The sequence below is a fragment of the Bradyrhizobium sp. UFLA05-153 genome (genome assembly GCF_054185185.1).
In genome coordinates this window covers 1-18,290 of the sequence record NZ_JBBIAM010000160.1, presented here as the reverse complement: position 1 = coordinate 18,290, position 18,290 = coordinate 1, and the positions used below count along the sequence as shown (strand labels likewise).

Sequence of the window (18,290 nt, the reverse complement as noted above, 5' to 3'; positions counted from 1 at the left end):
CGCGCGTGCTCTCACTGCTGGTCACCGCCGCCAACGTCGCGCTGCTCGCGGCGTTCCTGCGCCGGCTCGGCTGCACCGCGTGGCCGATCGCAGTTGCCGTCATCCTCTACGCGCTGACCGAGGACGGCATCTTTTATTTCAACAGCGCCTCGCCCTACACCTACGCCGTCTTCCTGCAGCTCACCTCGCTGCATCTGATGCTCGCAATGGAGAGGCGTGCGAGCTATCCGCTTGCCATCGGACTCGCTGTCGTCCTGACGATGACCTATCTGCTGCGGATCAATCTGGTGTCGTTCATCGCGCTCAGCCTTGCGATCGTGTGGGTGCGCGCGGGGCGTGATCGCTGGCGCGTTTACGTCGTGACGGCGGCAATCTTCCTCGTCACCTGGGGGGCACTGGCCTGGTTATGGGGCAGTCGCTTCGTCTATGTGTCGCTCTGGGTTCCGCTGGTGACGGATTTCCTGGTCAATATCGGCCTGCTGCCGCGGCTATTCCCGAATGCCTTCGGCTTCAGCCAACAGGTGACGTTTCATCCGGAGCACGGCCCCACGCTGCGCGCGCTGCTCGAATACGCCTTCGGCTGGGAGATGTGGCGGGACTGGATGCTGGGGCACCACATGCTGCCGATGGCGGGGGTGGTCCTCGCTGCGCTGGTTGCGCTGCTGCCGCGGATCGCCAATCGCGGCTGGCTGCTGCTGTTCGTCGCCGCCTATTGCGGCATGCTGGTGTTCCATCATCTCGGCGCGCAGTCCTACTGCCCGATCTGCATTCAGGGATATGCCAACTATTTCGACTATCTCGGCGCGCTGGCGGGCGGGCTCGCGCTGCAGGGCCTGTTGCAGCGCTTCTCCTTCGCACTCCCCGTGCGCGCGATTGCGGTGATCCTGATCGCTGCGGCCGTTGTCACCGCGGCGCTACAGTCCTGGAGCCTGACGGCCGTCAACCGGTTGCCATCGATCCGGCACGGCGCCGATCCACTGCCGCGGGAGGTGAATGAGGCCAGCGCCGCATTCGCGCAATCGCTGCCGTCGGGCGCCTCGGTCGGCGTCGTTGGCCTCGATTCGCGGATTTCGCTGGCGCTGGAGCAGGCCGGTATCAGGGTTCCACCGGTAAGCCTCAGCCTCCCTTCATTCTATCGGCAACTCAAGCCCGATCTCTCCTCCGAGCAGCAGGCGCTGACGATTCGGGAGATCGAGGATCTGTCGGCCTGGACCGATGCGACCGCGAAGCACTGGATCGCGAATGACTATGATTGGCTGGTGGTGCAGCGGGCTCCCGACAAGTTTCCTCCCTGGCTGATCTGGGCGCCCGATGCGCCGCTGGTAAAGGCCGGTCTTGCGGCCTGCTTTGAGTCGGTCGGAACGCGCAGCTTCGATGAGTTCACGCCGCCGCTTGCCGTCGAACTCTACAAGCGCCTTCGCCTCGGCAACGTCTGCCTCGGTGCGTGACTCGCTTTAGCGCCGTGTCGCTTGGCTGACGTCGCTGACGACCTGGCGATAGCGGGCTAGCGCAACATCTTCGCGATATTTCTCGGCGACACCGGCGGCACGAACACCCTTGTCCATTGTGGCCTGCCGATCGCGCGCAGCTTCGCGAATGGCACGCGCCAGCTCGGCGGGATTTTCCGACGGGATCACCCATCCGATAGCCTCTTCGCGGAGCACGAGCGCGCCTTCCGAATTCGCTTCCGAGGCGACGACCACTGGCCGGCCGACGGCGAGGATGTTGTAGAGCCGGCTCGGGATCGAGACGCCGGCGACATGCCGGCGATAGGGAATGACCCAGAGATCGGCGGCCGACAGGAATTCGACGAGCTCGTCTTCGAGCACCGGTTTCAGGATCGTGACGTTCTCGAGCCGGTCCTTGGCATGGAGCTCGTTGAGCACGTTCCAGCCGACGCCCCAGCCGGACAGGATGAAATGGATGTCGGTCTCGTCCCGCAGCAGGCGGGCCGCTTCGAACACTGTGACGGGATCGTGGGTGAAGCCGAGATTGCCCGACAGGCCGACAATGAACCGGGATGGATCGGGCGCGCGAAAGTGGTTCGCCGGATCAGTCTTGCGGTATCCGATTGGGATCAGCGCCCAGTTCGGAATGAAGTGAAGCTGATCGGCAACGACCCCGCGATATCGTTCGATGAGCGGCGGCACGTCGCGGCCGATCACGACGATCGCGTCCAGGCGCCGGAACAGAAGCGTGTTGGCAAAGCGGATGAGCCGGACGGCCAGCGAGTTGGAGCGGACCATGCCGGCCGCCTCGAGCGCTTCCGGGTAGAGGTCGTAGATCAGGAGGATAGTCTTTGCGCCCCGCAACCTGGCTGCGAGGAGCACGGTGTAAGGCAGGGTGAACGGCGTCGTGACGCAGAACACTATGTCGCCAGGCCTTGCCCGTTGCAGGACGGAGAAAAACATCTGCGCCGCAAGCAGGCAGATGGCCGCCGCGCGCAGGACGATCGCTGATTTTCGTGGATTCCAACTCTTGAGTTCGACGATTTCAGGCTTGCCGGGTTGACCGGCCGCACGCGAGCCCGGTGTCGCTGATATCACGACGACCTCGCGATCCCTTGCGAGGCTCTCGGCGATTTTGCCGACATAGACAGCCGTCGTGGTCGCGTCGGGCGGATAGAACTGGGCCGCGATGATCAGTCTTGTGAGAGTATCCATGTGCAAGCGCGATCCTCACCGGTCAGGCGTGGGGCTGTGAAAGCCCTTTGGCCTGGCTCTCTGCCAGGAAGGCCGCGTAGGCGCGGCGGATGCCGTCTTCCAGCGAGGTGCTCGCGCGCCAGCCGAGCTTGGCGAGACGGCCGATGTCGAGCAGCTTGCGCGGTGTGCCGTCCGGGCGCGAGGTGTCGAAGGAGATCTCGCCGCGATAGCCGACCGCGGCGGCGACCACGCGGGCGAATTCGGCGATGGTGATGTCCTCGCCGGTACCGACATTGACGAGTTCCGGACTGGAATAGGTCTTCATCAGGTGCACGCAGGCATCCGCCATGTCGTCGACATAGAGAAACTCGCGCCGCGGCGTGCCGGTGCCCCAGACCACGACGTTGTCGATCCCCGAGAGTTTTGCTTCATGAAAGCGGCGGATCAGCGCGGCGACGACGTGGCTGTATTCCGGATGGTAGTTGTCGCCGGGGCCGTAGAGATTGGTCGGCATCACACTGATGAAGTCGCTGCCGTACTGGCTGCGATAGGCTTCCGCCATCTTGATGCCGGCGATCTTGGCGATCGCATAAGGCTCGTTGGTCGGCTCGAGCGGCCCCGTCAGCATCGAATCTTCGCGCAGCGGCTGGGTCGCGAGTTTTGGATAGATGCAGGACGAGCCCAGGAACATCAGCTTCTGTGCGCCATTGAGATGCGCCGCATGGATGACGTTCGCCGCGATGGCGATGTTGTCGTAGATGAACTCGGCGCGCAGCGTGTTGTTGGCGACGATGCCGCCCACCTTGGCCGCGGCCAGAAAGATCACCTGCGGCCGCGTCTTCGCGAACCAGTCGAACACCGCGGCCTGGTTGCAGAGATCGACCTCGTTGCGGCTGGTCGTGATGAGCTTCGCATCTTCCTGCGCAAGCCGGCGCACGAGCGCGCTGCCGACCATGCCGCGATGGCCGGCGACATAGACGGTCTTGCCCTTCAGCTCAAACGGAGTGCTTGCCATGAGCGATTTCCCGCTTGGCCTCGGCCAGATCGCTTGCCATCATCTCCTTCACGAGCTGGGAGAATGTCCGCTTCGGCTTCCAGCCAAGCTGCTTGCGCGCCTTGCTGGCATCGCCGACGAGAAGGTTTACCTCGGTCGGACGGAAATAGGTCGGATCGATGCGCACCACCGTCTTGCCGCTCAGCACGCCGATCGCGTCGGCGTTCGCCGTGTATTCCGGGCTCTCGAAACTGACGCCCACGTGGCTCTGGGCGGCGAGACTGTAGATCTCGGTCGGCCTGATCTGCTGCACGAGGCGGATCAGATTGGTCGAGTCGGTCATGTCGCCGTAGTGCATCAGGAACGGCGCATTGCCGACATGTGGATCCTGATAGAGATGATCGACGCGCGCCGTGTTGAACGAGGACGAACGCCGCTTGATTCCGTGCACGACATAGCCGAGCCACAGCAGATATTCGGTGAGATAGGCGCCGTACTGGCCGGTCACGCCGGTGATCAGAGCGATGCGCTGTTTCGAGTCTTGAGCATTCATAGCCGTTTCCAGGCAACCGGCTTCGGATTGACGGGGTTGCGTATCCTACTTTTCTCGCGGTGTCTTGTTTTCCAGTGCGGTACGATTGTCAAGAAAGGGGGGTGCGGCGGGTTTGACACCGGCCAGCAGGGTGCAGGAGGCGGGCATGCCCGACGAAATCCACCGGTTCCCGCCGCTCCGCCACGGAATGCAAGAGCGACGCGCCTCAGACCAGCTTCAGCGCCGCGCGCACGAAAGTCGCGAGGCTGCCTTCCCGAAATAAGAGGCCGCGGATGCCCGCGGCTTGGGCCGCCTCCAGGTCTCGCGGCTGGTCGCCGATCAGGATGCTCTTATCGGCGGCGACGGGAAAACGTTTCATCAGGTCGGTGATCATACCAGGTGCGGGCTTGCGTCGGTCGCTGTCGCGACGATAGCGCTCGACGACGGCTTCGGGATGGTCGGGACAGTACTCAAACGCATCGATATGCGCGCCGATCGCGGCCAGTTCGTCCGCCATCCAGCGATGGAGGATGTGCACGTCGCTCTCCTCGTAGAATCCGCGAGCAACGCCGGACTGGTTGGTGACGACGAAGGCGAAATAGCCCGCCTCGTTTACGAGCCTGACGGCCTCGCGTGCGCCGTCCATCCATTTGAACTTGCTGGCCTCAAAGAGGTAGCCCTCGTCGTAATTGAGGACGCCGTCGCGGTCGAAGAAGACGGCCGGGCGCGACGATGTCGTTATCATGGGCTTCACAATGCTGTTTGCAGCCATGTTCAATGTCCTGCCGGCGGTTTGTCAAGGAGTCGCTGCGCACGGGCTCGCCGTGATTCCTCGTCACGCGCCATTCGTTGTGAGAATTGCATGTCGACTGGCCGGTCGATGCCGAATGCGGATCGTTTCACACCGGATTTTCATGGCTATTCCTCGCGCTCGATAGCCTGTCCGATCCTGCAAACGAGAACGGCTCCGGCGAGCGAGGCTGGAGACACACCAGAGCCGTCCCTCCCTATGCGCACCGCGCGCGCAAATCCATCGTACCGTCAAAGAGCGGCAAAGCGATGCGCGCACTCGGAGTAGCCCAGAAGCTCCGTCGGTACTTGGCGCCGAGACTCGCTGGCGGCCCTATCTCACGAGCCTGTACCTCCTCGCCGGCTTCCGTCGCGGTCCCGTGCCGGACTGGGCCGGCCTCGGTTCACGGCTCGCATAATGCCGATGCGAGCGAGCATCGTCGGACCGCCGCGCTCGCAGATCAGCTAACGGACAACGGCTCTGTAGACGCGGCCGTTCGTGTTCGGATCGGTGTTGTCGCTGGATGAGAAGATGATGCCGTGGCCCTTCAAGTGGGAAAATCTGCCAGCGCCGAACTGTTTGATGTCGGCAAACGTAGAATGTGCCGGGCCGAGAGGTCTTCCGTCCTCGTAAACTATGATAGGCGATCGCGAGTCACCTTCAACGGTCGGATCGTCTCCTAGGCCATCCAAAGCATCAGTTCGGAACGATAATGCTTGGTAAGCATTCTCGTGCTTTTCAAATGGCCTGAGTATTTGGATGACGGTCTTGCCCTTTGGACTCGGGTCGGTGAACGAGTGATTGAAATACAGGGCTATCGGCAAGTAGACCGCAAATAACACGATAACCGTCAAGATCACGATCTTCCCGGTGATGAATTGCGGTTCATCATCCTCATGTGTGTTCGCCCTGAAGTTCATCGCCATTTCCTCAAGGATGGAGCGGACCCTTTCGTACCGTTACACGGGGAGTAGTGGCTGCGGCTATGCGGGTTGTGCCAAAGGCGGCGACCTATTCGTATGCCGTCGGAACACGGCGGCGTGAGTTGGCCTGCTGGTCCACGCTGGCGGGCTTCACCTTGCAAAACTTTAACTTGTCCGGCCGGTGGACACGCCCGACGATTGAGGGGGCAACGGAGGAGAGGCGATGGCAGCATTGCAAGATCCAGAAATGGAGCAACTCTCTCAACTTCTGGCGAGGGGTCACCTAGGCAACGCGCACGAGATAGCGCGCCTGCTGAAGGCCGAGCTGGGCAACCGCAGCCGCGAGCCTCAATCCCAAGAAACTCACGGCGGATTGCTTCGCAAGCTGGTCGGTTCGTACCGGAGCTAGGCGCGATTTGGAGGACAAAGGCCCGCCGGCCACAGGTCATCTACCGAGCTGGGCCCGCTTCGAACAGAAACCTCTTCTTCGGCTGAAGAGGTTTTCGGACGGCCGCCCTGTTTCATGCCGTCACTGCGCGTCTGTGGCAGCGTGAGTGAAGCCGGATTCGCTATTGGGCGGCGCGTCGCCCTTCCTCAGTTAGCTCGTACCTCTGTCCATTATTCAGAATGAAGCCGGCTTTGATCACTTGTTCTGCCAAAGCCCGGCTGCACACAGGCAGGTTGCCGCCGGGATGATATAGCCGGCCGCCGCGCTCGTGCAGATAGCCGTAGAGCAAGGCTTGTCGCAGCAGCTTTTGAACCCCTCGCGAAACGGCGGTCATTCCTTCAGAAGCCTCACATAGGTCCCGCTCTCGTGCAGCTCGAGCCAGCCGCACTCGACCGCATGCTTGATCCCGGCGCCGAACTCCTCGCCGGTGGCTTTGAGCGCGTAGAGAAAAGGCGCGTTGATCTTCTCGATATGGATGCGGCCGTCCTGGACGGGCTCGATGCCGGCGGCGAGCTCGACGAGCTTGCGCGCTGCGGCTTCCGGGTTGGCGTAGGGACGTTCGGCGATGAGCTTCATCGTCGGCAAACAGAGCTCAGTTTTCTCCAGAGGCAACGCATTTGCCGCAAGTCTGGCGGAATTCGCAGCCCGATTTCGCATCACCTCTGGATCTTCCTCGCTCATTTCTCCGCCTTCATCTCGAAAAGCCAGCTATTGCTGCTTCACGCAAGCATCCACTGCGTAAGCGCATTGCTCGCCTTGCGTCAGGAGACCGCCAGTCGGACCGAGATAGTTGACGGCGCTGACCTGATTAGATGCCATAACGACATTGACCCTACAAAATCGGCCTGGGTTCACTGCAATAGCCCCATTTGATGAATTGTAAGTCCAGACTTCCGTGGCGCCCGCCGCTTCTTTGTTCACAGGTGCGCCCATACAGGCCAAGACTTGCTCTTGGACATGCCGACCATCTGTGCGCGTGCGTCTTGAGCGATTTCAGCTCGCTGAAAAGCACAACCGCTCAATGCGGCGCCCACCGCCACGATTTCCAATCTACGCATGGCCGTGGCCCCCTGACCCGGCGGGCATCCAAGCTCAACCACCGCGCGAGAGCAATAGGCCCTTCACCGAACTTGGCAAAAGTACGGGGGCCATCCACAGCACGCGGAGGCGCCGAAGCGCCCCGCCATTATCGACGGTGAACGCACGCCTGCACGTACTCCTTAAGGGCGGGATCCCCTTTGCCCCCACTGAGACCCATTCCTCGGGCCTCTTCTTTGCACCGTTCTATCTTTGCACCGACCTGCGGATGGTTTGCTTCGGCGCACTGACGGCGGAAAGGACCGGGGGGACATTGCATGCAGTTTTGCGCTTGAGCGCTAGTGCTGCCTAGAACCACTGAGATGGCAATCAGCTTTCGGATAATGTCTAAATGAATGGTCTGCGTCATTTCATTCATCCTCGCCCTCTGATCTCAATAATGTTGCACATGCTGCTGCAACCTCATGGCCCGCAAGGGGGATCGTGCGCTGCGCTAGCGACGTCGGTATTTGGGGCGTGGCTCGCCTATTTCGCGAAGGCTAGGTGTCTCGGCGCCGATGGCGGCGGCTATTAGTCGAAGCGCCTCATAGGCCTCCTGTGAGTCCTGACCGGAGATGCTTAACTGAGAGCCGGCGGGACGAGACTTGAATGCAGACTCCTCCTCATCGGCTAGATCATTCATTTCCTGAACGATCGCATCTAGCCGGTCAGCCATGCCCCGAATTTCGTTTCGGCGCTGCTTATCCATTTGTCCTGCCCAGATGTCGAGCCGTGCTCTGGTGTCTCGGCAATGGATTTTCTAACGCATTACTTCGGTCACGGAGAATGGACTATTTTGGCCTAATCAAACCGGCTGATGACCCTGAAAGGCGGGCTCGATCAGCGGAGCCAGGGACACACGGTCGCGCCCCGCAAGGGGTTGGATTTCTTAACGCTGGCATTCTCGCCGTTCTCTCATATGCAGGCGATCTCATAAACGACCGCTACGCTTCGTTCTACGAGGAGGAGCACCAGGCATTGCTTCAGTCACTCAGCAAAGCGGCGAATGCGGCCGCGGCGCTTGTGCAGGTGCGGTCATGACCGTCATCGAATTCCCGGGCCCCGACCTGCCCAGCCGGCCGGACGATATAGACAAGCTTCATGGGGAGGCATTCCGCGAACTGGAGACAAACCTTCGCGATTGCCTGAGGATGGTCAGCACCGCCGCGCAATTGATGTTCGACGCAAGCATCGAGGACGACCAGCTTCGGTTCACAGTATTCCATTCAGCCGAAATGTTGAAGCGGCTGGAGAAGGAATACGACGCCAGCTGGCGCGGCGAATTGCGGAGCGACCAATGAAGCGCCGGTGCCGATCGCACAGGAAGCGCAACCGCCAGCGGCTGGCAGCACACGCCCGCTGGCTGAGACGGTAACCGGATTTTAACCAAGCCCGGCATCAAATGACGTGTCACGGAATTCGCACGCCGTGATGCTTCGACCTCACAACCCGCCGCCGTCCCCAACGTCGGCGGGCTTTTCTGTGGGCGGAGCTTCGGCCCCCGCGCTCAAGCTGCGGGCGCAACCTCGAACCCGCCGGCGGAACTCGGCAGGCTATCATTCTGCCTTTGCTCGGGCACGGTCAGATGTTGATCTAGTTTTTGAAGCCGGTGCTCTGGAGCTGCATCCGGCTCCAGCGGCCGCCGGTATCGTGCGGCCCAACGCTGCTCGCACCTTCTTTGAAGGTCGACAGGGACCGTATCCATAACCCACCTCCGGGTACGATTTTCCTGCCCCGGTGGTGCGGATTTACTAACGAAACGCTGACGAAAGAAATTCGACTTAAGAATCAGCGTCGGGCGTGCGGCTTCGGTCCCACGCTCTCGACCCACGGTTCACGCTGGCGGGCCTCTGTCTTAGCCTTCCACCTGCTGGGCTTCTATGCATGGAATGGCGAAGTTTTTGCAGATTGAGGTGAACGCCTTTTTCGCTTCAATGTCCTCAAAGCAAAAATGCGTCCCCGCATCGCCATACTCAATCCACCAGTCGAGTTTGCTTCCTCGTGCAATGCGGGATGCCTCACCGCGCAGCTCATCCAATTGCCTTCCGTATGCCCGAACAATCACACAGTCTGACATTTGAACGCTCATCGGTTCACAAGCAGCCCCCGAAGCATGCTCGGCAAGCTGCTCGGTTAAACACCGCATTTTACGCAGCCCTACGGAAGCCGTTTTGAGATAGCGCAATTGCGCAGATCGCGGCCAGGACTAATCTGATTACAGTTCCCGCACCATCGCGGGGTGACTGCGGTTCTTCGCCTTGATCCAGTGCCTCTGCCGGCCGCCACAATAGGTGCTCTCCGGACGCTTTGACGCACCCTTTTGCCGTGTTTGCGCCGGGATCCCATGCCCACATCGCGCGTCCAATATGGATGCTCTCGCCATGAAGGATCAGATCCTCAGCTTGTTGCGCTGGTCCGTTGTCGGCGTGCTTGGCGTCGCCTGGGGGTACTGGGCGAATGTGCTGGCGTGCTGGCTAGAGCGCGGGTGCCAATGATTTTGGCTTGGTGGTGAGCAGCGCTTTTCATGGTGTCATGGACGCCGCCAAAGCGAGACCAAGCCTTCCAGGCCCATACGGCGAGCAGCGCGGAATAGGTCTGGTCCGATCTCGCCGCGCTCGAAAGGCGCAACTGTGATCCCGTCCGGCCGGCGCGCTAGCAGCCGCTCCAGATTGGTCTTGCGCAGGTGTAGCGGCAGGTCGCGCAAATCGTCGCCATCCATTGCGAGAATGTCGAGGGCGTAAAGCTGCACCTCGTGATCGTGCTTGCGCGAATGCAGCGCGTTAAAATCGGAGATGCCGTCGACGCCGAGGATCACGGCCTCGCCATCGATGACGAAATGCTTCTGCCGGTTCTTCAACGCGGCCTCGGCAATCCACGGATAGCGCTTGGTCCAGTCGCTGCCATTGCGGGACAATAGACGCACGCGCTCGTTCTCCCGGATAACCAGCATCCGGTAGCCGTCGTGCTTCACCGCGTGGATCCAGTCCGGTCCGTCTGGGACCCGTTTGCCGGCGGGCGCCAGGCAGAGCTCGTACGCAATACGCATGAGTCGGAATAGGCGCTTGTCGCGGATTTTACGAATCTGAAACCAGCAAGGGATCCAACGCTAGCGGCTTGGGGCGCGCTGTATTTCGTTGTGCTCTAGCCGCTCCACACCTTTCTGGATCTCGTGCTGTGAGAGCCAGAGCCCGAACAGGAACAGCGAACCCGCGAGTGCGCCTAAGCCGAAGACGAGCCTCATCATAGGGCCGGAAATGCGTGGTCTGCTTCCTAGTCACGTAAATCTAAAGTTCGCCACATAAAGTCTGCTGGGCTTTGTGGCAGAAGCGTTTGACGGAAGCCAAGATCTGGTCTGCGGACTTGGTCCATTTGAAGGGCTTTGGGTTTCTGTTGTGCAGGTCAATGAAGGTGCGGATGTCGGCCTCGAGCTGCCTGACGGAGGTGTGAACACCTCGCTGGATCTGCTTTCTGGTGAGTTCAGCGAACCAGCGCTCGACCTGATTGATCCATGACGCGGAAGTCGGCGTGAAGTGGACTTGATAATGCGGCCGTCGGGCGAGCCACGCCTTGATCTTGGGTGTCTTGTGGGCGGCGTAGTTATCCATGACGATATGGACATCGAGCCCTTCAGGAACTTGAGCATCGATCTCTTTTAGAAACTTCAAGAACTCAACCGCCCGGTGGCGTTTGTAGCATTTGCCGATGACGAACCCCGAGGCGACGTCGAGCGCCGCAAACAGCGAGGTCGTGCCATGCCGCACATAGCTGTGCGTGCGACGCTCCGGCACGCCAGGCATCATCGGCAAGACCGGCTGCTCGCGATCGAGCGCCTGAATCTGGCTTTTCTCATCGATGCTGAGGACAAGGGCTCGGTTCGGCGGGGACAGGTAAAGGCCGACGATATCGCGCACCTTCTCGACGAACAGCGGATCGCTCGACAGCTTGAATGTCTGGCTACGGTGCGGCTGCAACCCGAACGCCGCCCACATTCGGCGGATCGTGGTGTGGGAAAAGCCGGTTTCCGCAGCCATCGAGCGGATCGACCAGTGCGTCGCGTCGGCTGGCGTCGTCCGCAACGTTCGTTCGATCACCGCGGCAACCTGATCGTCGTTGATGGTGCGAGGGCGGCCAGGGCGGGCCTCGTCGAGCAGGCCATCGCAGCGATCCTTCAAAAATCGGCGGCGCCATTTGCCAACGGTGTGCTCATGGAGCCCGAGTTCGGTAGCCACGGACTTGCTTGGCAGGCCATCCGCACACCGCAGTATCGCGCGGCACCGCTCAGATAGCGACCGGGTAACACGATGACGACGAACTTGCCTCTCCAAGTACGTCCGCTCCTGCTGACTCAGCACCAACGGCGCGGTCGGCCGTCCTCTCACACCTGCATTCGCCACAAGCGCTCTCCTTCAGAGCCCCCAGCGATCTTTTATGCGACGAACTTGTATTCCAGATGACTAGTTCCTGGAGGCGTTTTGCAGCCTTTCCCGAAGCCGCTTTAGTGCATTTTTGCAATCGAAGTTGTTACGGCGTCGCAATTCCCGGATACGGAACAGCGAAGATCGAATCAGCTAAAACCGACCGATCCATAAGAAAATAGTTGCAAACAATGCGGTTCCTATGTCCGCGAGCGAACATTCATAGGTGCAGAGGTCCGCTAAGCTCCAGTTCCACGAGATTTCTGCTTCCGCGTGTTGGCGGCTGCGCTTGGGATGTACTCGATGGGGAGCCGGATCAAGCAAGCTGAGAGAGAGTTCCGACGGCTAGAGCAGATCTGTTTGGCCGAAGCTGAGCTTGCCACAATGGAACTGGAACGGATCGGCCTACTGAAGGTCGCCGAAGATTGCAGGCGTGCGGCCGAGGAAATCGATGTTCGGGCTCTCAAGGGTGGGGTTGTAAACTTTCTGGAGGGGTTGTGGAGACGCGGACACTGATCAGCCCGGTCGGATGGGCATTCGTTCTGACCGGCCTTTTTCTGTTTGTCGCGCTGTACTTGCCCTGGTAGTGCAGCACATCATGGTCGGCTCGGACCCGCCCCGCAGGATTGCGCCACGCCTGCCGCAGGCCTTGCAGATGAACTTCGGTTCTAGATCGGACAGCCTGACATCATCGGGCCATCGATCGACATAGGCCGGCTCCAGCTTGAGGTTGTGGCTGCATCGATAGTCCTCACAGAACACCAGGAGGTCGCGAACGCCGGTCGCACGCATCTCGCCCAAGGTGATCTTGACCGGGCGGTGACCAGGCGGCGGTGTGCGGTTCTCGCGGCGGACAGGCTTGGGCATCCCGTCATCAAAGCGCCGACGTAGACACCTCGCAAATTATCGATTCCCAGCGGCCCGGAGCGGCGGCGAGCTACTGCGCCTCGTGGGTGTGGAAAAGGCCGCGGAGCTTCGGTCCCGCGTGCCCGCCAGTCCACGCTGGCGGGCCTTGTTCCAGAATTTGCGCGGCTTATGATCTCAGGATCGATTCGGTGGATCTCCGTTAGGCGGGCATGAGCATCCAGGCGATGATGCGGGCGGTATTGTTGGCCCTTCTTGGTCTACTCGTCTCTGCTTGCTCCAGTTCCGACCATGCGGGGTCGACGGTTCGATCGGGCGCACCATGGGCCCGCGACCTCAATGAGCCGCCTCCAGATCAAGGGCGGGCCGATCGAGCAGCAGTCTCAGGAATAAAGGCGGATCTGGATGCCGCGCGCGAGCGAGCATTGCGGTAGGGCGCGCGGGCTTCGGTCCCGCCGGTTCACGCCTATCCTATCGGGAATGCTAGAAACAGCTTCACCATGAACCAGAGGATGGCGCCCAGATCAGGGCGAGTATCAGACCCATGAAGATCTGGGTGGTCCGAGTGGGACGTTCATTTGCGCGTCTGCCAACCATGATCGCACTCATGTGTGGCTCACAAGATGGATGCGAGCACCAGGACGCCGCACGCAGCCAGCATCCAGGATAGCAATTGGAGCATCAATGTTCGGTCGCGCGTCATGTTGCGCCACCGACTCCCGCCCATCCCGAAGCAGGAGCCGGGATCAGCGACAGACATTGAGTTAGATCAAACAACTCTTGACGCCCGGAATCGGCCGGAGTCTGATCCGCGGCCATGGGGCGGGATCAGCACATCATCGACGAGCTCAAGCGGATCGAACGGCTCTGCCTGGATCTGGCCAACGGCAGCACCATGCGGAGGGGCGGGCAGGACTGCTGATCATGGCCAACAACTATCGCGCCGCGATCCTCGATGCGCTGGCCGGCAAGTCGTTTGCCAACACAGTGCCCACACGAGGTTTTTTTCAGCACGTTGGCGTTTTCAATTAAGCCTTACAATGCACCGTTGCTCGCCGGCGCAGATCGCACTGGAAGCGCAACCGGCAGCGGCTGGCGGCGCATGCGGCTGAGGCGGTAGTTATCCACAACCTCGGCGCGCTGGCGTCTTACCCCAGGCGTCGCCGAAGTCCTGGCTGCTTTGCCTCTTGCGATTTTTGGCCGCGCAATCACTGCCGCACTAATCTTCATGCAGGGAGTATGCTAATGAAGTACCTGCACGACGGCCCAGTCGCGTACGTGCTCGTTTCAGATGCGTATCCACCAGGCGATCGAGGCCGGCAGACGTGCAGGCATGCCGAAGTCGGAATTCCGACCACGCAACCGATCCTGGGGGTCGCAGATGAAGATGAAGTTTCCCCCGACTATCGAGCCCATCGTGCATATCTCGCCTTATCGCCGCATCGATCCGTCGCATCCCGGACGGAAGCGCGTCATCACGCTAGACGAATGGAAGGCAAGCGGGAGCACGCGCAAGCCAGATCCGGCGGTCTACAGCTATGACGAACGGAACCGGCGCTGGGTGCTGAAGGAGGGTGTGCGATGAGGACGAATGACCCGCCATGTTGATTTTTTGACCAACCCGTAGGGCGACATACCGCCGGTCTCGCGGTCAGTGGTAACGACCAGGGCGTGGGGCTTCGGTCCGGCGTTTTCTATTTGCAGCGTGCAAAGCATCAAATCACCGATCGCAGACGGGCCCCGCCCAGGTCTCAAAAGCCGATCAGGTATCGGATGACCAAAAATGTGCCCACGCCAACGAAAGCCGTGAGGCCGATGGAGAACAAAACCCTAAGAAGATGGACCTGCTTGGTGCTGAGATAGAGGCCGCGCATTGTTGATCTGCCAGATGGGATGCCTTGCTGTTGACAACACAGCCCGACATTGCGGTATTGCGGTGGAGAGAAGGCGTCCGGCGCGAGTTCACGCCCCACCGCGGGGTGACTGCGCAGCGCTGGCATTTTCTGCTCAGGCGGGATCACCGCGGCGCGGTGCTTAAAGTGGTCGAGGACGAACAAGCGTAACGCGGACGACAAATTGCCGTGCGGGCGGTTGCGGTCGATCTCACCGGCCAGATCCGCGAGCGTCATGTTGCGCGGGCTCGAAATCTCCTTCAACCCCGTCCAGAAGTCCTCTTCCAGGCTGACGCTGGTCTTGTGACCTCCGACGACGATGGACCGTTTCACGACCGGGGATCTCACGGCTATTCCTCGCGCTTCGGTTTGATGCACTCGGCCATCTAGAGTTGCGGCATAGCGGAAGGTCCGATCATCATCGCGAAGAGACGTCTTCGACTAGGAGCTCGTGGGTGAACCGCTTGGCGAGCTCGATCGCGGTGTCTCCGGAACGGGAGACTCGAACCGACCGCGCACAAGATCCAGCAGGTAGTAGTTACCGTCCAGGGATCGGAGATGAGTGTGGCGCAACAATCGGTAGCGCTGGATCTCCCGCGAGAGCTCGGCGACGTTTATCGCCAATAAGCACGCAATGGCAGATCGGCAGCTCTGAAGCGCGTGCAGGTGCGGCTACAACGGGTGCGTTGTCAGCCAAAGCCGGCGGGCCACTTCCAACGGCTCGATGGCTAGCCGCAACCACCACTCGACTTCGTTGCTTGCCCGATGCAGCTCCCGGTGATGGGCGCGGCAGAGCGGCACGGTGAATTCGTCGCTCACCTTCAGGCCAAGGCCCTTGGGCTGCGCGAACCGCAGGTGGTGCGGATCGGACGGGGTCCGGCCACAAACGAGGCAGGGCTGCTTGGCGAGGAAGCGCAGGTGTTCACGATCGCGGCGCCGCTGCGGTTTTCCGACGCGACCCCAGCCGGTTGCGCCATCGTTGTCCGCCGATTCCGCGCTTGGCGTGGACTGTTCGGAGGCTTGCAGCCGGGTGAGCCGGTCCTCGAGCGCTTCGCCAAGCCGCTGGGCCCCCTGGACTGTGAGTGTGTTCGCGTGCCGCCACACCTGGTGCGCCCAGCGGTCGATGTCCTCCACATTGGCAAGCGACTGAAGCTCGGCGAGCAGGCGCGCGGCGAGCGCTTCAGAAGTTTTCGGATCGGCCGCGGGGGCCGCGGCCCGACCGGCGGCTGCGGCACGTTTCGTTTCTGCGCGCCAGGGCGCGTTGGCTTTGGCCGTGGGCAGAGACGAGCCAGGCGAGGCCACTCTGTGGTGAGATCCTAATTCATCAGCCGTTGGGTTGGATCCGGGCCTGATGGCAAGATCCGGTGCGTCGAAATCATCTTCGCCGGCAATCCCGACCAACGTGAACAGCGCGTACCGCCGCGCGTAGCTCAGCGCGGCGCCCATCCGATGCGGTGCGGCGATGTCGGCGATGGTGCAGACCGGCCAGTCTGACGCAATCCATTCGCCCGAGCTGTGGAGCAGGGCGGTGGTGAGCCGGATCAGCCCGCTCTCCGGCTCAAGCGCCGTGGCCTGCACCGTGGCGATCTCCTGTTTGCTCAGGCTCTTGCGCACAATCTCAAGCCCGCGCGCCAACGAGGCATAGCGGAAGCTGCGGCATTCGCCGTTGGGGAAGGGACCAGGCAGGGTCGCGGTGAGCAACTTTTCCGGGTTTTCCAGCTCGGCCTGTGCGCGGGCGAGCGCGGCGGCGACCTGGTTGATGTTCTGGCTTGATCGATACATGGATCTGCTGCGTCGGTTAGATAACGGCGGTGCGGTGAAGCGGCTTGGCGCGCTCGGCCGCAGCTCTCACCGTATGGCCAGACGACCGAGGCGCGCTGTCGCGTCCGCCAGCTATGGAAGCGCGGTCAGCTCAAAGCTGATCGCGCCGGATTTCGAGCGCTTGGCGCGTACCCCATGCCCGGTTGCTTCTCGGGCATCTTCCGGCACGAGGGCCTTCAGTTCGCTTTTCGCCCGCTCATAGTCGATCGCCGCGCCGTGCGTGCGGCGAAACACCTCCGCCAAAGCAGCCCAGGCGTTGGAGGCGCTCATGTCCAGCGCGCGGACAGCTTGCAGGCGCGCTCTCGGCGGCTCGATGCCGAACAGCCGGGGCTGCTCTCCGCTCCCCACACAGCGCCAGAATTTTTTCTCGGCGGTCAGCAGCAGGTGCTGGTAGAGAGGATCGGCTCCGACCGTCATCTCGACCCACTTGCCGCCTCCAGTAATGACCGACAACACCGCCGTCCGCGATGCCGTCACCCACATGTTGTGCTGCAGCTGCGGCATGTGCTTTTCGGCCGCGAGCTCTTCCGAGAAATTCCACGGCAGCATAAATTTGGCCTCGAACACCGCACCCGTGGCTTCGATCCGGCCGTCGAGCGTGGCGGCCATCCAGCGGTAAAGTGGATGGAAGAACTGCCGCTGCACCTCGCTCACCTTGTGCCCGGTGTGGGTCTCGTACCAGTTCCGGTTGAGGGGCTCGATGACCGAGCCGAGCTGCACCACCAGATCATTGGCCAGGTCTTGGGGTTGCCGTTCGCCGCGCTTCTCCTGCCACAGCCGCAGCAGGGCGGCCTCGTCGCCGCCCATGATGATCTTTGCGTCGGAACCGCCGATGAAAGCGCGGCGGTCTGGCGGAAATGCTCGCCTATCCATGAAAATCCTCCCGATAATATCTTTTTTCGACAGAAATGATCTTATCAGGCGGTAACAACAAACCAATCTATTTTCGATAGAAAGCGACGAAAACAACGCCATGGTGGGATGCCGATGATCACGCCGGAGCAATGCCGGGCCGCGCGAGGATTGCTGGACTGGAGCCAGCAACGATTGGCCGACGAGGCGCAGGTCGGGATCGTCACCGTCCGCCAGCTCGAGGCCGGATTTAATCAGCCGCGGCGGGCGACCCTGATCGTGGTGCGGCGAACCCTAGAGGCGGCCGGCGTCGAATTCATCGACGAGAATGGCGGCGGCGTCGGTGTCAGGCTGCGCAGCCGTCGCCGCGATCGCGCGAGTGAGGAGCCCTGAAGCCGCGCAAGGTTCAGGATTTTGGCCGGCCAGATTTGCTCGCGCTCGCGAGGCCGGCATCGCGAGCCAGTTCGGCGCGCAAGCGGGCGAACTCTAAGCGATATCGCTCAACGGATTCCGCAGACTGAACAGAGTTCTCACCAGAATCCGCCTGATCGTCTGAGGCGCTTGGTCCAACATAATCCGGGGCAGCGCTCGCCGGGATGGGCGTCAGCTTGGGATGGAAGTACGGCGCGATCTTTGCGGCGATCTTGGCGCGCGCCATCCGCGGGAGACGCTCATCATTCATGAACTCGAGTAGGAGTGCGAGCGGATCGGTAGCCGCGATCTCTTTTCGAATCGTCGGCGTCATGGATGGGCGGAAGCTGAAAGCTTTGGTGGATGGTTGGCTCGAACGCTTCGGTAAGGACGCCTTCGGCAGGGATCCTTTCGGCAATGACGGCTTCGGCAAGGAGGGTTTCGGCAGTGACGGCCTTGTTGACGACCGTTTCGGCAATGATCGCTTCGGCACAACTAGGTCCTCGCGACAGCGAAGCGCATCGTGCTGTCGTTGCATCTGTTAGTTAGATTGTCGCCCGTGAAGAATTCGGAAGCGATTGATCTGTCGCTGTGATTTGACGTGAGCAAGTATTCGATTGTGCAAGAAA

Annotated in this window: 18 protein-coding genes and 1 pseudogene; 5 read left to right on the top strand and 14 right to left on the bottom strand. The window is 61.3% G+C overall.

All coding sequences use genetic code 11. The annotated features are described in order from the left end of the window. Positions 1 to 1,448, top strand: a 1,448-nt coding sequence (locus tag Q2941_RS46010; protein ID WP_458196730.1) for a hypothetical protein, incomplete at its 5' end; no start/stop codon positions are given. 6 nt (positions 1,449 to 1,454) lie between these two features. Here Q2941_RS46010 and Q2941_RS46005 read toward each other — a convergent pair. The 5 genes from Q2941_RS46005 to Q2941_RS45985 form a co-directional block, all read right to left on the bottom strand. Continuing rightward, positions 1,455 to 2,663, bottom strand: a complete 1,209-nt coding sequence (locus tag Q2941_RS46005; protein WP_458196729.1) for a glycosyltransferase family 4 protein — start codon at positions 2,661 to 2,663, stop codon at positions 1,455 to 1,457. Between the two features lie 22 nt (positions 2,664 to 2,685). Continuing rightward, positions 2,686 to 3,657 carry a GDP-L-fucose synthase gene (gene fcl / locus Q2941_RS46000; protein WP_458196728.1) on the bottom strand — a complete coding sequence of 324 codons (972 nt, stop codon included), beginning with the start codon at positions 3,655 to 3,657 and terminating at the stop codon, positions 2,686 to 2,688. After that, positions 3,638 to 4,189, bottom strand: a complete 552-nt coding sequence (locus Q2941_RS45995) for a GDP-mannose 4,6-dehydratase (RefSeq protein WP_458196727.1) — start codon at positions 4,187 to 4,189, stop codon at positions 3,638 to 3,640. Before Q2941_RS45995 ends, fcl begins: the two co-directional genes overlap by 20 nt. Positions 4,190 to 4,394: 205 nt before the next feature. After that, positions 4,395 to 4,940, bottom strand: a complete 546-nt coding sequence (locus Q2941_RS45990; RefSeq protein ID WP_458196726.1) for a D-glycero-alpha-D-manno-heptose-1,7-bisphosphate 7-phosphatase — start codon at positions 4,938 to 4,940, stop codon at positions 4,395 to 4,397. 482 nt (positions 4,941 to 5,422) lie between these two features. Next, the gene (locus Q2941_RS45985; protein ID WP_458196725.1) at positions 5,423 to 5,878 is read right to left on the bottom strand and encodes a hypothetical protein; all 456 of its coding nucleotides are present in this window, start codon (positions 5,876 to 5,878) and stop codon (positions 5,423 to 5,425) included. A gap of 226 nt (positions 5,879 to 6,104) precedes the next feature. Between Q2941_RS45985 and Q2941_RS45980 the strand changes: the two genes are divergently transcribed. Continuing rightward, positions 6,105 to 6,290, top strand: coding sequence for a hypothetical protein (locus tag Q2941_RS45980; protein ID WP_458196724.1), 186 nt, complete (start codon positions 6,105 to 6,107; stop codon positions 6,288 to 6,290). Between the two features lie 160 nt (positions 6,291 to 6,450). Here the strand turns inward: Q2941_RS45980 and Q2941_RS45975 are convergent, their stop codons facing one another. After that, positions 6,451 to 6,663: a hypothetical protein gene (locus Q2941_RS45975; protein ID WP_458196723.1), complete on the bottom strand. Its 213-nt coding sequence runs from the start codon at positions 6,661 to 6,663 to the stop codon at positions 6,451 to 6,453. After that, positions 6,660 to 6,905, bottom strand: a complete 246-nt coding sequence (locus Q2941_RS45970; protein ID WP_458196732.1) for a hypothetical protein — start codon at positions 6,903 to 6,905, stop codon at positions 6,660 to 6,662. Before Q2941_RS45970 ends, Q2941_RS45975 begins: the two co-directional genes overlap by 4 nt. A gap of 1,538 nt (positions 6,906 to 8,443) precedes the next feature. On the opposite strand from Q2941_RS45970, the gene Q2941_RS45965 reads away from it, so the two are divergent. Continuing rightward, complete coding sequence (locus Q2941_RS45965; RefSeq protein ID WP_458196722.1) at positions 8,444 to 8,707, top strand: hypothetical protein; 264 nt, start codon at positions 8,444 to 8,446, stop codon at positions 8,705 to 8,707. Between the two features lie 554 nt (positions 8,708 to 9,261). On the opposite strand, the gene Q2941_RS45960 is transcribed toward Q2941_RS45965, so the two are convergent. The 3 genes from Q2941_RS45960 to Q2941_RS45950 all read right to left on the bottom strand — a co-directional run bounded on the left by Q2941_RS45960 (position 9,262) and on the right by Q2941_RS45950 (position 11,800). Continuing rightward, positions 9,262 to 9,591, bottom strand: a complete 330-nt coding sequence (locus Q2941_RS45960) for a hypothetical protein (protein ID WP_458196721.1) — start codon at positions 9,589 to 9,591, stop codon at positions 9,262 to 9,264. A gap of 345 nt (positions 9,592 to 9,936) precedes the next feature. Continuing rightward, positions 9,937 to 10,452 carry an ATP-dependent DNA ligase gene (locus Q2941_RS45955; protein WP_458196720.1) on the bottom strand — a complete coding sequence of 172 codons (516 nt, stop codon included), beginning with the start codon at positions 10,450 to 10,452 and terminating at the stop codon, positions 9,937 to 9,939. A 238-nt stretch (positions 10,453 to 10,690) separates the two neighbouring features. Further along, positions 10,691 to 11,800: an IS630 family transposase gene (locus Q2941_RS45950; protein ID WP_458196718.1), complete on the bottom strand. Its 1,110-nt coding sequence runs from the start codon at positions 11,798 to 11,800 to the stop codon at positions 10,691 to 10,693. Between the two features lie 2,266 nt (positions 11,801 to 14,066). On the opposite strand from Q2941_RS45950, the gene Q2941_RS45945 reads away from it, so the two are divergent. Next, positions 14,067 to 14,270 carry a hypothetical protein gene (locus Q2941_RS45945; protein ID WP_458196717.1) on the top strand — a complete coding sequence of 68 codons (204 nt, stop codon included), beginning with the start codon at positions 14,067 to 14,069 and terminating at the stop codon, positions 14,268 to 14,270. A 427-nt stretch (positions 14,271 to 14,697) separates the two neighbouring features. Here the strand turns inward: Q2941_RS45945 and Q2941_RS45940 are convergent. The 3 genes and pseudogenes from Q2941_RS45940 to Q2941_RS45930 form a co-directional block, all read right to left on the bottom strand. Continuing rightward, a pseudogene (locus Q2941_RS45940) lies at positions 14,698 to 14,925 on the bottom strand (ribbon-helix-helix domain-containing protein); the annotation flags it as partial. Between the two features lie 324 nt (positions 14,926 to 15,249). Beyond that, a complete protein-coding gene (locus Q2941_RS45935) occupies positions 15,250 to 16,359 on the bottom strand; it encodes a DUF968 domain-containing protein (RefSeq protein WP_458196716.1) in 1,110 nt (369 codons plus the stop codon). Between the two features lie 111 nt (positions 16,360 to 16,470). After that, positions 16,471 to 17,271: a YqaJ viral recombinase family protein gene (locus tag Q2941_RS45930; RefSeq protein WP_458196731.1), complete on the bottom strand. Its 801-nt coding sequence runs from the start codon at positions 17,269 to 17,271 to the stop codon at positions 16,471 to 16,473. Between the two features lie 114 nt (positions 17,272 to 17,385). On the opposite strand from Q2941_RS45930, the gene Q2941_RS45925 reads away from it, so the two are divergent. Further along, positions 17,386 to 17,643: a helix-turn-helix domain-containing protein gene (locus Q2941_RS45925; RefSeq protein WP_458196715.1), complete on the top strand. Its 258-nt coding sequence runs from the start codon at positions 17,386 to 17,388 to the stop codon at positions 17,641 to 17,643. 13 nt (positions 17,644 to 17,656) lie between these two features. Here Q2941_RS45925 and Q2941_RS45920 read toward each other — a convergent pair whose 3' ends face one another. Beyond that, positions 17,657 to 18,094 carry a hypothetical protein gene (locus tag Q2941_RS45920; protein WP_458196714.1) on the bottom strand — a complete coding sequence of 146 codons (438 nt, stop codon included), beginning with the start codon at positions 18,092 to 18,094 and terminating at the stop codon, positions 17,657 to 17,659. Positions 18,095 to 18,290: the final 196 nt, after the last annotated feature.

Bases quoted from the DNA above. Each gene is read 5' to 3' on its own strand.
- Q2941_RS46005 (WP_458196729.1), bottom strand. From the start codon at position 2,663: ATGGATACTCTCACAAGACTGATCATCGCGGCCCAGTTCTATCCGCCC.
- fcl (WP_458196728.1), bottom strand. From the start codon at position 3,657: ATGGCAAGCACTCCGTTTGAGCTGAAGGGCAAGACCGTCTATGTCGCC.
- Q2941_RS45995 (WP_458196727.1), bottom strand. From the start codon at position 4,189: ATGAATGCTCAAGACTCGAAACAGCGCATCGCTCTGATCACCGGCGTG.
- Q2941_RS45990 (WP_458196726.1), bottom strand. From the start codon at position 4,940: ATGGCTGCAAACAGCATTGTGAAGCCCATGATAACGACATCGTCGCGC.
- Q2941_RS45985 (WP_458196725.1), bottom strand. From the start codon at position 5,878: ATGAACTTCAGGGCGAACACACATGAGGATGATGAACCGCAATTCATC.
- Q2941_RS45980 (WP_458196724.1), top strand. From the start codon at position 6,105: ATGGCAGCATTGCAAGATCCAGAAATGGAGCAACTCTCTCAACTTCTG.
- Q2941_RS45975 (WP_458196723.1), bottom strand. From the start codon at position 6,663: ATGACCGCCGTTTCGCGAGGGGTTCAAAAGCTGCTGCGACAAGCCTTG.
- Q2941_RS45970 (WP_458196732.1), bottom strand. From the start codon at position 6,905: ATGAAGCTCATCGCCGAACGTCCCTACGCCAACCCGGAAGCCGCAGCG.
- Q2941_RS45965 (WP_458196722.1), top strand. From the start codon at position 8,444: ATGACCGTCATCGAATTCCCGGGCCCCGACCTGCCCAGCCGGCCGGAC.
- Q2941_RS45955 (WP_458196720.1), bottom strand. From the start codon at position 10,452: ATGCGTATTGCGTACGAGCTCTGCCTGGCGCCCGCCGGCAAACGGGTC.
- Q2941_RS45945 (WP_458196717.1), top strand. From the start codon at position 14,067: ATGAAGATGAAGTTTCCCCCGACTATCGAGCCCATCGTGCATATCTCG.
- Q2941_RS45935 (WP_458196716.1), bottom strand. From the start codon at position 16,359: ATGTATCGATCAAGCCAGAACATCAACCAGGTCGCCGCCGCGCTCGCC.
- Q2941_RS45930 (WP_458196731.1), bottom strand. From the start codon at position 17,271: ATGGATAGGCGAGCATTTCCGCCAGACCGCCGCGCTTTCATCGGCGGT.
- Q2941_RS45925 (WP_458196715.1), top strand. From the start codon at position 17,386: ATGATCACGCCGGAGCAATGCCGGGCCGCGCGAGGATTGCTGGACTGG.